Origin of the sequence: Streptomyces sp. NPDC059787, assembly GCF_042732315.1 — a bacterium.
GTDB lineage: Bacteria > Actinomycetota > Actinomycetes > Streptomycetales > Streptomycetaceae > Streptomyces > Streptomyces atrovirens.
Window position 1 is genome coordinate 1 of the sequence record NZ_JBHWHX010000009.1, and the last position, 12,135, is coordinate 12,135.

The 12,135-nt window shown below is 70.1% G+C and carries 9 protein-coding genes; 5 read left to right on the forward strand and 4 right to left on the reverse strand.

The annotated features are described in order from the left end of the window. Nucleotides 1-263: 263 nt before the first annotated feature. The 3 genes from ACFV5H_RS10625 to ACFV5H_RS10635 all read right to left on the reverse strand — a co-directional run bounded on the left by ACFV5H_RS10625 (nt 264) and on the right by ACFV5H_RS10635 (nt 4,975). On the reverse strand, nt 264-1,280 hold the full coding sequence (locus tag ACFV5H_RS10625; RefSeq protein ID WP_385056506.1) for a hypothetical protein: 1,017 nt from the start codon (nt 1,278-1,280) through the stop codon (nt 264-266). A 12-nt stretch (nt 1,281-1,292) separates the two neighbouring features. Beyond that, nucleotides 1,293-1,808 (reverse strand): hypothetical protein, encoded by a 516-nt coding sequence (locus ACFV5H_RS10630; RefSeq protein WP_385194030.1) that lies wholly within the window; start codon nt 1,806-1,808, stop codon nt 1,293-1,295. A 176-nt stretch (nt 1,809-1,984) separates the two neighbouring features. Further along, nucleotides 1,985-4,975 (reverse strand): carbohydrate binding domain-containing protein, encoded by a 2,991-nt coding sequence (locus ACFV5H_RS10635; protein ID WP_385194033.1) that lies wholly within the window; start codon nt 4,973-4,975, stop codon nt 1,985-1,987. A 391-nt stretch (nt 4,976-5,366) separates the two neighbouring features. Here ACFV5H_RS10635 and ACFV5H_RS10640 point away from each other — a divergent pair, with 391 nt between their 5' ends. The 3 genes from ACFV5H_RS10640 (at nt 5,367) to ACFV5H_RS10650 (ending at nt 7,573) form a co-directional block, all read left to right on the forward strand. Further along, nucleotides 5,367-7,082: a carbohydrate-binding module family 20 domain-containing protein gene (locus tag ACFV5H_RS10640; protein ID WP_385194036.1), complete on the forward strand. Its 1,716-nt coding sequence runs from the start codon at nt 5,367-5,369 to the stop codon at nt 7,080-7,082. 137 nt (nt 7,083-7,219) lie between these two features. Then, complete coding sequence (locus ACFV5H_RS10645) at nt 7,220-7,396, forward strand: hypothetical protein (RefSeq protein WP_385194039.1); 177 nt, start codon at nt 7,220-7,222, stop codon at nt 7,394-7,396. A 15-nt stretch (nt 7,397-7,411) separates the two neighbouring features. Beyond that, nucleotides 7,412-7,573: a hypothetical protein gene (locus ACFV5H_RS10650; RefSeq protein WP_385056493.1), complete on the forward strand. Its 162-nt coding sequence runs from the start codon at nt 7,412-7,414 to the stop codon at nt 7,571-7,573. A gap of 2 nt (nt 7,574-7,575) precedes the next feature. On the opposite strand, the gene ACFV5H_RS10655 is transcribed toward ACFV5H_RS10650, so the two are convergent. Next, on the reverse strand, nt 7,576-9,573 hold the full coding sequence (locus tag ACFV5H_RS10655; protein WP_385194042.1) for an N-6 DNA methylase: 1,998 nt from the start codon (nt 9,571-9,573) through the stop codon (nt 7,576-7,578). A gap of 151 nt (nt 9,574-9,724) precedes the next feature. Between ACFV5H_RS10655 and ACFV5H_RS10660 the strand changes: the two genes are divergently transcribed. Further along, the gene (locus tag ACFV5H_RS10660) at nt 9,725-10,666 is read left to right on the forward strand and encodes a serine/threonine-protein kinase (RefSeq protein ID WP_385056488.1); all 942 of its coding nucleotides are present in this window, start codon (nt 9,725-9,727) and stop codon (nt 10,664-10,666) included. 104 nt (nt 10,667-10,770) lie between these two features. Next, nucleotides 10,771-12,033, forward strand: coding sequence for a protein kinase (locus ACFV5H_RS10665; RefSeq protein ID WP_385194044.1), 1,263 nt, complete (start codon nt 10,771-10,773; stop codon nt 12,031-12,033). Nucleotides 12,034-12,135: the final 102 nt, after the last annotated feature.

The window sequence follows — 12,135 nt, forward strand, 5'->3', positions numbered from 1 at the left end:
GCCCCGCCCCCCCCCGGGGGCCGGCCCCGGCCGGGTTCCGGACAAGGGCTGACCGGCTGTCTCTTCCCTGGAGGGAACGGCCCGCCCGGTCCCGCCCGGAGGGACGCGCTCGCGGACTGCTCCGCCCCGCGCCCGAAGTCACCGGCCGCTGCGCCGCGGGGCCCGGCCGGCGGCACCGTCCGTACCCCCGGCGGCCGGTACGCACGCAGTCATCGGGCACAGCGCCCGGACCACGCGCGGTCCGGGCACTACGGCATCAGCCCTCACCGGGCGGAAGCCGCCACCTGCTTGCGGGCGGCGGAGACTTCCTTGCCGTGCTGCTCCTTGATGCCGGTCAGCCGGCTCTTGTTGTCGGTGATCTGCTTGTTCTGGATCGCGGTCTCCACACCGAACCAGACCTTCACCAGGTCCGTCCGCTCCTTGCAGTCGATGTCGTCGACCGCCAGGGCGATGGACTCCTGCGTCGGCTTGCCGTCGATCGTGACACCCTGGTCCATCGCCTTGTACGGATCGGCGAGACCCGGGTGTCCCTTGCCGTCCATGCACGACGACCACGCGGCGATGGCCTTGACGACCTTGTCGTCCTTCATCGACTCCATCAGGCTGTCCCCGGCGAGCTCCGCCACCATGACCGGGTCGGCCTCCTGCACGCCGAGCCGGTCCTTGGACCAGCCGACGCAGCCGCCCGTCTTCAGCTTCTTCCCGTTGTGCTCGGCCCGAGCGGGCTTGATGCCCTGGCCGGGGGCGGCGACCGGCCCCACCGCTCTGGCTCCCTCGGGGGCCTCGACCGGCTCGGGCTTGGTGTGACCGGTCAGGACCTCGACCTCGACACCGGACAGCTCGCGCATGGGCTGCCGGGTGTGCTCCTGCAGCGCCGGGGGGAGCTCGTAGCCGTACTTCTCGGCCTCGGCCCGGTCGGTGAGGCCGTAACGGCGTTCGATGTTGGCGTCGTTGTCACTGGGAGGCGGGTTGGCGCCCGCCCGCGGCAGCGTCAGGTCGATGCCGTAGTCCTTCATACAGGACTGCTGGAGGTCGTTGGCGGCCTGCTCGACGGTGACCTGGTCCTCGTAGGAGGCCATGTACGCCTCCAGCGGAAGGGTCAGGTCCTTGGCCAGACCACGGGTGGGAACCTTCTTGGGCCAGTTCTCCTTGTTCACGATCGGCCTGTCGTCGGCCACGCTCTGCGCGGTCTCCGGAGTCGTGCCGGCGGAGCAGGCGCTGACCAGGAGAGCCGAAGCGGTCAGGGCTACGGCGGTGGCGGTCCGCTTGATGTGCTTCACGGGGGTTCCTTCTCAGGCGAAGTGGGAGGACGCGTTGTTGTTCTTCAGCGCGGAGATCAGGTTGGTGAGGTTGCAGTCTCCGTAGGGGCCGTTCTTCGCGAAGTACTGGGAGGTGCCGCCGTAGCCGGAGTTGTAGTACACGCGGTAGTTGTCGTCCCGGGCGCAGTTCTGCACGGACGCCGCGTTGTTCTTCATGTACTGGCCGTTGCCGTTGCCGCCGTTGCCGAAGACGTACCGGTAGGTCGTCAGCGACGATCCCTGGTACTGGCTCGTACCCCAGTGGTCGGACACGTTGTTGTAGAACGTCGTGAACGCCGACTTGATGTAGCCGTCCTGGACGGCGATGTCCTTCGAGTTGTAGAACAGCCACAGATCACCGTACGAGCAGGTGATCCACGGAACGTCGCAGTTGTCCATGACGGTGTACTCCGCCGCGTGCGCCGGACCGGAGGTCGCCATCACGGCCGCCACGGCCGCGAAGGACGTGGCGAAGGCGGTCGCCTTCTTCTTGATGCGGATACTCCTCATCACATCTCCATCGGTAGATCGTTCGTGCGATAATGATCTTCACATCAGGGTTGGTGTCATGACCATGACTGTTGCATGATCGAAATCTGTCCGGGCTCATCGGGGCCGGAGGCGCGCAAGGAACGTGGGGCCGGCGGCGAATGCCGCCGGCCCCACGGCCGAAGAGGTCCGCCCGCCTACTTCAGGTAGGGGCCGTCAGTCCCGATCTTCCCGCTGCCGTTCAGTACGTACACCCGCAGGTTCCCCTTCCCGGGCGCGGCCACCGTGAGGCTGCCGTTGGTGACGGTCCGGGTGTCGCCGGTGACCGCGTCCCGGTAGGTGCCGTCGGGAATGCCGGTGTAGGTCGCCCCGCCCGAGACGGTGACGAGGGCGAAGCTGTCCGTGCCGCCCGCGGTGTAGCGCCGCTTGAAGGCCATGTCACCGCTGATGCCGTCCGTGGAGTACTGGCCCGTCTGCAGTGCGGGGACGGCCCGGCGGATCTGGTTCAGCCGCTGTACGTGTTTGACGAGCGGCTGTTCCAGCGTCGTGGCGACGGCGCCGGTGGCCGAGTCGACCTCGGAGAAGCCGGAGGCCTTCACGTCGCCGGCGAGGTGGTCGCCGTAGTACGCCCGGCCGGTCGTGGCCAGCGGGCAACTCGGGCCGCAGTCGATCTTCCTGCCCTTCTGGAACTCGATCTCCGAGCCGTAGTAAAGGGTGGGGATGCCGCGGAACGTCCACATCAGCGACATGTTCTCGGCCCAGGCGTCGGTGCCGCCCGTGTAGCGTTCGCTGCTCTTGTTGGGCCCGTAGTCGTGGCTGTCGACGTAGACGACGTTGTACGTGGCGTCGTTGTAACTGTCGTCGGAGTCCTTGCCGTTGTGGAAGGCGTTGCTCGCGTCGCCGAAGTTCATGTGCATGCGCATGTCGATGACGTTCATGCCGGAGAAGCGGCTGTGGTCCGGGGCGTGGTAGGTGTTGCCGTCGAGGAAGGCGTTGGTGGACGTGGGCTGGTTCCCCGTCCCCTGCTGCTGCTCGTAGTCGTACATCTCCAGGGCCGCCTTCGCGTCGTCGGCGCTGTACTCCTTGCGCTCCTTCCAGGTGTAGAACTGCGCGGAGTGGTTGACCGAGCCCCGGTTCCACTTGTCGTTGACGAAGGCGGCGACCTCGCCGAAGACGAAGAAGTTCTTCGCCGCCTCGGCGCCGTGCCGCTGGGTGACGCGCTCCTGGATCGCGGGCAGGAAGCGGCGGTTCCAGGTGGTGCGCGGGATGTGCACGGCCGTGTCGACGCGGAAGCCGTCGACGCCCATGTCGATGTACTTGTCGTAGGCGCCGATCAGATAGTTCTGCACCTGCGCGTTCTCGGTGTTGAAGTCGGCGAGGTCCTCGTGCAGCCAGCAGGAACGGGAGTCCTCGCCCTCCCAGTTGCCGATCCAGCAGTTGTGGTAGAGCGCCTTGGGGAACATGCCGGACGTCGGGCTGGGCCACTGGCAGTTGTAGATGGTGTAGCCCTCGGGGCTCTTGGCGCCGGTGGGCGTGCCCCAGTTGACGCAGGTGTTGCCGGACGGCTCGGCGGTGGACCATAGGTCGCCGTTGTAGTAGGACTTGCCGCTCTTGGGGTCGACGGTCAGGCCGTCGTACTCGAAACCGGGCTGCTTCTCGTCGTAGTACCAGCTCCACTGGGAGTCGCGCACACCGTGGACGGTCGGGGTGAACAGGCCCTTGGCGCCCCAGCGGGAGGAGTGGTTGTAGACGACGTCCTGGTAGATCTTCATGCCCTTGGCGTGGGCCGCGTCGATGAGATCCTGGTAGGAGGCGCCGGCGGACTCCAGACGCGGGTCGACCTTGTAGAAGTCGTAGCCGTGGTAACCGTGGTAGTCGTAGTCCGAGCGGTTGAGGACCACCGGGGTGATCCACACGGCGGAGAAGCCGAGGCCCTTGATGTAGTCGAGCTTGTTCACCAGGCCCTTGAAGTCGCCCCGGAACATGGGGTCGTTGTTCGCCGCGTTGCCGGACTTCTCGTGCTGGCTGCCGCCGCGGTTGTTGGAGGTGTCGCCGTCGTTGAAGCGGGCGGTGAGGACGAAGTAGATCGGGTCCTTGCGCGGGTCGGTGCCAAGTGGCTTGCCCGCGGCGGGTGTCGATGGCTTGGTGCCGGTGGTCGCCGTCGCGGCGGCCGAGGCCGCGGAGACGTTGCCGGCGGCGTCCACGGCCCGGACGGTGTAGGTGTAGGCGGTCCTCTCCTCCAGGTCCGTGTCGGAGAGGACGGTCGAGCCGACGTCGGTCACGACATCGCCCCTGGTCCCGCCGGTGCGGGTGATCTGGTACGCGGTGACGCCCGTGTCGTCGGTGGACGGCTCCCAGGTCAGCACGACGGACACACCGTCCGCCCGGGCCGTGACCCCGGCCGGGACGGTCGGCGCCTGCGTGTCGGGCACCTCGTCGGCGCACGGGTCGTCGGCGTCCTCGGTGACCGTGTTGTCGGAGACGGTGGTGACACCGGTGGGCAGGGTGTAGTCGGCGCCCTTGTTGTTGTCCCACACGCCGTTGCCGTTGTTGAACGCGGCCTTCATCGAGGTGGCCGTGCCGAGGTCGACGTCCTTCTTCCACCAGCCCGCGCACGCGGCCTGCATGCCGGCCCCGGGCACGGTGGTCCACGAACCGCCCGCCGGCTGGTAGTGGAGGTTGGCGGTGGTCCAGCCGAGGGTCCGGGTGGAGTAGTAGACGGTGGCCCGGTTGCCGTCCCCCGGCGTCGGGTCCGGGTCCTCGCCGTCGGCGCAGGGGTCGGAGTGGGCGATCACGCCGTCCTTGACCGTGATGTTCCCCGTGCCGAGGGCGTAGTTCCTGCCGGAGTTGTTGTCCCAGGTGCCCGAGCCGTTGTTGAAGGTGGCCTGCAGGCCTTCCGCGCTGCCCAGGGTGACCGTCTTCTTCACCCAGTCGGTGCAGGCGGTCTCCATCGCCACGCCGGGGACCGCGGTCCAGGAACCGCCGTCGGGCGCGTAGTGCAGGTTGTACCGGTCCCAGTTCTTCGTCTTCGTGTAGTAGAAGACGGTCGCCGTGTTGTCGGCCGTGGCGGCGGGGGCGGTGGCGGGGGAGGGGGTGGCCGTGGGGACGGAAACCAGCCCCAGGACGGCGCCGACGGCCACGGCTGTCGCCAGTGGTCGTCCGGGCAGCCGCGTGCGGATGCGTCTCATGTGTGTCTCCGGAGGAGGCGTGGGGAGGGGAGGCGAGGGGGGTACGGGCGGTCCGGGCGCCCGGACGGTGAAAGTCCGAACGGAAAATTGCAGAAAGCTCTTACGGCAGCGGCAAGTTACCGGCGCGGAACAGCGCCGTAAAGGGGTCTCGCTTCAACTTTCTGCCGCGCCGCCCCTGAACGACCTCGTCCCGCGGACCGACTGACGGCTCGTCATGAACCACGGACGGGTGGGACGTCGAAGGGGTTGACCGTAGTTGAACGTTGCCCTTACGGTCGCGACCGCAACATCTTGCAGTCATCTTTCTGCAAGGTATTGCAAGGGTGGGCCGACTCCCCAGTCACCCGTCGGCCGGCACCCGGGACACCCGCATCCTCACACGGGAGACTCCATGCACCGGAGTACCAGCAGAGCACGCAGAACCACGGCCGCGGCGCTCGCCCTCACCGCCGGCGTGGCCGGCAGCCTCCTCACCGCCGCGGCACCGGCGCAGGCGGCACCGCCCGGCGACAAGGACGTCACCGCGGTGATGTTCGAGTGGAAGTTCGACTCGGTGGCCGAGGCGTGCACCGACACCCTCGGCCCGGCCGGCTACGGCTTCGTCCAGGTCTCCCCGCCGCAGGAGCACATCCAGGGCGGGCAGTGGTGGACCTCCTACCAGCCGGTGAGCTACGAGATCGCGGGCCGCCTCGGTGACCGCGCACAGTTCAAGAGCATGGTCGACACGTGTCACGCGGCGGGCGTGAAGGTCATCGCCGACTCGGTCGTCAACCACATGTCGGCCGGCAACGGCGCCGGGACCGGCGGCTCGTCGTACACCAAGTACGACTACCCGGGCGTCTACTCGGCGCCGGACTTCGACAACTGCACCGCGCAGATCAACAACTACGGCGACCGCTTCAACGTCCAGGAGTGCGAGCTGGTCGGCCTCGCGGACCTGGACACCGGCGAGGACCACGTACGGGGGAAGATCGCCGGTTACCTCGACGACCTGCTGTCCCTGGGCGTCGACGGCTTCCGGATCGACGCGGCCAAGCACATGGCCGCCGGTGACCTGGCCGCCATCAAGTCCCGGCTCGGCAATCCGAACGTGTACTGGAAGCACGAGGCCATCCACGGCGCCGGCGAGGCCGTTTCCCCGTCCGAGTACCTCGGCAGCGGTGACGTCCAGGAGTTCCGCTACGCACGCGACCTCAAGCGGATCTTCACCGGCGAGAACCTCGCGTACCTGAAGAACTTCGGCGAGAGCTGGGGCTACATGCCCTCGGACGAGTCCGACGTCTTCGTCGCCAACCACGACACCGAGCGCGGCGGAGACACCCTCAGCTACAAGGACGGCGCGAGCTATACCCTGGCCCACGTCTTCATGCTGGCCTGGCCCTACGGCAGCCCCGACGTCCACTCCGGCTACGAGTTCACCGACCGCGACGCCGGCCCGCCGAACGGCGGCCAGGTGAACGCCTGTTACAGCGACGGCTGGAAGTGCCAGCACGACTGGCGCGAGATCTCCTCCATGGTCGGCTTCCGCAACACCGCCCGCGGCCAGGCCGTGACCGACTGGTGGGACAACGGCGGTGACCGGATCGCCTTCGGACGCGGCTCCAAGGCGTACGTCGCCATCAACCACGAGGGTTCCTCGCTGACGCGCACCTTCCAGACCTCGCTGCCCGCCGGCGACTACTGCGACGTCCAGTCCGGCAAGGGCGTCACCGTCGACGGATCCGGCCGGTTCACCGCCACCCTCGGCGCCGGCACGGCCCTGGCCCTGCACGTGGGCGCCCGGAACTGCGACGGGGGCACCGACCCCGACCCGGTGACCTCCGGCGTGTCCTTCGCCGTCGACGCCACCACCAGCTGGGGCCAGAACATCTACGTGACCGGCAACCGGCCGGAACTCGGCAACTGGAACCCCGGAAGCGCCCTCAAGCTCGACCCGGCCGCCTACCCGGTGTGGAAGCTGGACGTGGAACTCCCCGAAGGCACGTCCTTCGAGTACAAGTACCTCCGCAAGGACGCGTCGGGGAACGTGACCTGGGAGAGCGGCGCCAACCGCACCGCGACGGTCACCTCCACGAAGATCACCCTGAACGACACCTGGCGCGGCTGACGTTCCCCGTCTCCTTCGCTGTCCGGCTGCCCCCTCCCTCCAGGGGGGGCGGCCCCCGCCACGTAGTGCCTGCGGTACCCGAAAGCGGGCAGCCCACGGGTTGGCGCACGCCTTCGCGCGCACGGAAACCTACTGGCATGACACCACGCAAGGCAGCAGTACTCTCCTCGGCGCTCCTCCTCTCCCTGGGTGCCGCAGGGGTTGCCACCCCGGCCACCGTCGACACGCCGAAGCGCTCCTCCGTCCTGTCCGTGACGAGCGTGGTGGACGCGATCGAGCGCAGCGCCCACACACTGATGAGCACCGGCCCCTAAGGCAGCCTGCGGGACTTGGACGTGCTGGGCCGCATGGTGGGGGACGCCGGGGTGGTGGGCCTGGGCGAGGCCACCCACGGCTCCCGGGACTTCTTCCGGATGAAGCACCGGGTCCTGCGCCACCTGGTCGAGTCGAGGCGACCACGTACCTGGGCAACCCCTGATTCCCTCGGGTGAGGTCAGACGCCGAGCCCGCCCGCCGCGAGCAGGTCGGACACGTCGCTCACCAGTCTCCTGCCCAGGCCCTCGGCGGTACCGAGTCGTGCCTCGAAGTCCCGGAGGCCCCGGAAGACCTCGGCGTACGCCTCCTGCTCCCGCAGCGGGAGGTGGAGCACCTGCAGGCGCCGGATGTCGACCCGTGACGAGCTGGAGGCGTGGGTGCCCGCCTGCCGCCCGTTGGAGGGCGCGCGCAGACAGCCGGCGAGGAAATGCGCGTTCAGTTTGGCCGAGTCCACCCGCAGGGCGTACAGCTGCGGTCCCAGGGCCGTCGGGGGCCCCTCGTGCACCCATGCCCGGTACGCGCGTACGACACCGGCGACCACGACGTCGCCCTCCTCGACGATCACGGGCGCCGATCCGGCGGCGACGAGCCCGCTGGGAGTGCCGTCCGTCAGCAGGTCGGCGACGGTGAGGAGGGGCACGGAGTCCCTGCCGGGTGCCGTCGTGCCGTCCGGCGTCTGCTGTCCGGAACGCAGCGACAGCGCACCGGCTTTGACGAGGTCGCCCACGCTGGTCGTGGTCTGCGGCAGGTCGGCCGAGAACCTCAGTTCCGACAGCCGTTCGGCTCGACGGGCCAGGTCGGTGAGCGCCGTTCCCGCTTCCCGCCAGGCCGCCGCGAGTTCGAGGCCGGACGGTTCGGCGGTCACCGACGCGTAGCGCCCGGGGGTGACGTCCACCTCGTCGTCCAGGAGTTCGATGAGGGGAACGCGGACGGCTCCGTCCGGCAGATCGGCGTCCGGGCGGTCGAAGGCCTCCAGCGCGGAGAGGGAAAAGGCCCGCAGCGACTCCCAGTGGGGGCCGGATTCACGCGTGCCGGTCCTGGCGAAGCGTGTCGCGTCGACCAGGAGCACGTCCTGCCCGGGCGGCACCGCGGCCGTGCCGTCCGGTGCCGCTCTGAGGATCCACAGCTGGAGCGAGACGCTGTGCGGCTGGGCACTGCCCGGTGGCAGGGCCACCACGGCACGGAGCGCGCCGGTCCGCAGCAGGGAGCCCCGGATGCGTCGGCCCGCCTTGCGCGAGGCGACCGCCGGAGGCAGGACGACGACGGCCGCCCCGCCCGGCTTGAGGTGGGCGAACAGGTGCTGCACCCAAGCCAGTTCAGGCTCGGTCCGCGGCGGGAGACCGTGTGTCCAGCGTTGGTCGGTGGCGAGTTCCGCGTAGCCCCAGTCACGTTCGTTGAACGGAGGGTTGCAGAGTGCGATGTCCACCCGCGCTCCGGCGAACGGGTCCTCGCGCAGGGCGTCCGCCGTGACGATCTCCGTACGGACGTCGTGATCGGCCGTGAGGAACGCCAGCCGTGCGGACGCCAGCGCGGCGAGGGCGGGATCCCGCTCGCACGCCAGCACCGACAGACCCGAGCCCGCGCCCTCCTGCACGGCCGCGGCCGCCAAGTGCCCCGTTCCGCACGCCGGATCGAGAACGGTGAGCTTCTCGCCGGCCTCTTCGCCGCTCCCGCCGACGCGGACGTCGAGCGCGATCCGTGCCATCAGCGCGGCGAGCGGCGGAGGTGTCGTACTCAGCTGACGTACATGCGTCTCGAGCCACCGCTGCAGCAGGAACTCGAACGTCTCGCGCGCCCCCTCGCTCCGCCCCAGCTTCGCCGCCTCGGCCGCCAACTCCTCGGCCTCCGCGGTGAGTTCCGGGTGCGATCCGCGCGTCCGGGGGGAGTGCATGCGGCGGGCCGCCTCGGCGATGGCCAGGCCCGACTCGTCCCTGCTGCCCAGCGCCTCGAACCGGGGCCACAGAAGCTCGCGCCCCCCGATGGAGTCGAGTTTGCCGTTGTCCCTCAGCCACTGCTCGACCTCGGCCAGGGAGAACTGGGGGCTGACGTCCGTGCCGCCGATGCGGGTGGGGAAGGAGTCGTGGCGCCGCCGCCAGTTGCTCACCGCGGCACGCCCCACACCGGCGATCCGGGCGATCTCGGCGAGGCTGACGGGTACGGAGTCGGTTGTACTCATCGACAGTCTCCGAGGTGCTGGGGCGCTGGTGTGCGGGCCGGCGGTGGACGGGTCTCTGGATGGATATATATGAGAGGCTACTACGCTCATTGACTTTGTTCACAGTGTGAATGTCCGGGTCGCTGTGCGGGAAGTGTGGAGGACGGGAGAAATGCAGGAATTCACGCCGGGAACGGTGCTCCTGGACCGTTACCAGCTCACATCGGTCCTCGGCCGCGGTGCGATGGGCCATGTCTGGCAGGGGCGTGACCTGCGCCTGGAGCGGCCCGTGGCCGTCAAGACGGTCGCGGCGGACCTGCTCGCCGTCCCCCGGAGCCGGGAAGAGGCGTTGCGGCGCTTCCAGCGCGAGGCGAAGGCCGCGGCACGCCTCCACCATCCCAACACGACCACCGTCTTCGACGCGTCGGTCACGGACGGCACCTGCTGCCTGGTCATGGAACTGATCGAGGGCACCACCCTCGAATTCCTCTTCGACCAGCAGGACGAGGGCCGGTTCGACGTGCCCACGGCCGCCGCCGTCGCGGCCCAGCTGTGCGCCGGCCTGTCGGCCGCCCACGCGGCCGGCCTCGTCCACCGCGACCTCAAGACCCAGAACGTCATGGTCCGCGGGGACGGCGTGGTGAAGATCCTGGACTTCGGGCTGGTGAAGGTCCTCAGTGACACCGACCCGCGCCTGACCATGACCGGCGAGAGCATCGGCAACATCGCGTGCGCCTCGCCCGAACTGCTCACCGGGCAGGACCGGCTCGACGGACGCAGCGACCTCTACGCCGTGGGCTGCCTGCTGCACCACATGCTCACCGGCGAGACCCTCTTCGCCACGGACCAGCCGGCCCTGCTGGCGACCCACCACCTGACCTCACCGCCACCCGGGATCGAGGACGCGGGCGTCGACGTCCCGCGCGGCCTGCGGGAACTGGTCACCGCCCTGCTCGCCAAGCGACCGGACGACCGCCCGTCCTCCGCGACCGAGGTGTACGCGGCCCTCGCCCCCTACCTGCCGGCCCCCAGCCCCGGGCTGGCCGTCCGGCCCGCCGTGCCGGAGGACCCCCGCCGCCCCTTCCTGGTCCCGCAGGGGCCGAGCCCTGTGTGAAGGGTGCGAAAATGACCCCGCCGACCGGGTGCGCGAGCCCGCCCCCGGGCACAGGGGAGTGAAGGGCGCCGCGGGCGCCGGGACTGGGACTGGGGACGAGCGCGATGCGGCGAAGCCTGGGACGGTACGAGCTCACCCGTGAGCTGGGCCGGGGCGGGATGGGAGTCGTGTGGGCGGCGCACGACCCGGTCCGCGGCGGCGAGGTCGCCGTGAAGCTCCTCGCACCACGCGGGGGAGCCGTCGACTTCACCTCCCTGGAGCGCCGCTTCCTCCGCGAGGCGCGCCTCACCGGCCGGCTGCGTCACCCCGGCATCCCCGCCGTCCACGACCACGGCAGCCACGAGGGCCAGCTCTACCTCGTCATGGACCTCGTCCCCGGCCGGGCCCTCGACGCCGTCCTGGAGAGCGAGGGCCCGCTGCCCGTCGAGCGTGCCGCGGACCTCACCCGGCGCACGGCCGAGGTGCTCGCCCACGCCCACGCCGAGGGCGTCGTGCACCGCGACCTCAAGCCGTCGAACCTGATGCTCACCCCCGACGGCGAGCTCAAGGTCCTCGACTTCGGCGTCGCCGCCGCCCTCGACCCGCAGCCCGGCGAGACCCGCTTCACCGCGGCGAACGGCACGCCCGGCACGGTGATGTACATGGCTCCCGAGCAGGCCGTGGGGGAGACGGTGCCCGCCAGCGACCTGTACTCGCTGGGCTGTGTCCTCTACGAACTGCTCACCGGAGTCCCGCCCTTCGCCGGCGGCAGCCAGTTCCTCCTCTACCACCGGCACGCGCACGACCCCGTGCCGCCGCTCGACGAGCGCCGCCCCGGCGTCCCGGCCGGACTGCGGGAACTGGTGGAGGCACTGCTGGAGAAGAGGCCCGAGGACCGGCCCGCCTCCGCGACCGAGGTGGCCGCACGGGCGGCCGCCTGGTCGCCCGCCCCGGCGAGTCCCGCGAAGCCGATGGTCCCGCACCCCCGGCTGGCCGAGATCGACCGCGTCCGCCGGTCGGGCCGGCCCGCCCGCGCCCTGGAGGAGTACGACGACCTCCTGGCCGCCCCCGGCCTCGGCCGGGCCGACGTCCTCGCCGCCCGCGCCGGGCACGCCCTGTGCGTGGGGAGCCTCGGCCGCACCCGTGAGGCACTGGAGGAACTGAGGTCGGTCCTCGCCGAGCAGCGCAGCCTCCTCGGCCCGGAGGACCCCGGCGTCCTGGACACCCGGTACGAGATCGCCGTGCTGCTGGCCCGCACGGGCGAGCGCCACGCGGCGCGGGAACTGCTGAGGCGACTGGCCGACGAGGAGGACCGGATCCTCCCCGCCCCCGACCCCCGGCACGGACGCGCCCGCACCCTGCTGGACCGGCTCGCCCGCATCGCGTGACCGGCCCCGCACACACATTTTCGTAATCTATGTTCACAGTCAATACAGCGTGTTACGCTGCGACCGCGCCGCCCGGAGGGGAGACGGGACACTGTCTACGGA

Coding starts and splice junctions, on each gene's coding strand:
- ACFV5H_RS10630 (WP_385194030.1), bottom strand. CDS start 1,808: ATGAGGAGTATCCGCATCAAGAAGAAGGCGACCGCCTTCGCCACGTCC.
- ACFV5H_RS10635 (WP_385194033.1), bottom strand. CDS start 4,975: ATGAGACGCATCCGCACGCGGCTGCCCGGACGACCACTGGCGACAGCC.
- ACFV5H_RS10640 (WP_385194036.1), top strand. CDS start 5,367: ATGCACCGGAGTACCAGCAGAGCACGCAGAACCACGGCCGCGGCGCTC.
- ACFV5H_RS10645 (WP_385194039.1), top strand. CDS start 7,220: ATGACACCACGCAAGGCAGCAGTACTCTCCTCGGCGCTCCTCCTCTCC.
- ACFV5H_RS10655 (WP_385194042.1), bottom strand. CDS start 9,573: ATGAGTACAACCGACTCCGTACCCGTCAGCCTCGCCGAGATCGCCCGG.
- ACFV5H_RS10660 (WP_385056488.1), top strand. CDS start 9,725: ATGCAGGAATTCACGCCGGGAACGGTGCTCCTGGACCGTTACCAGCTC.
- ACFV5H_RS10665 (WP_385194044.1), top strand. CDS start 10,771: ATGCGGCGAAGCCTGGGACGGTACGAGCTCACCCGTGAGCTGGGCCGG.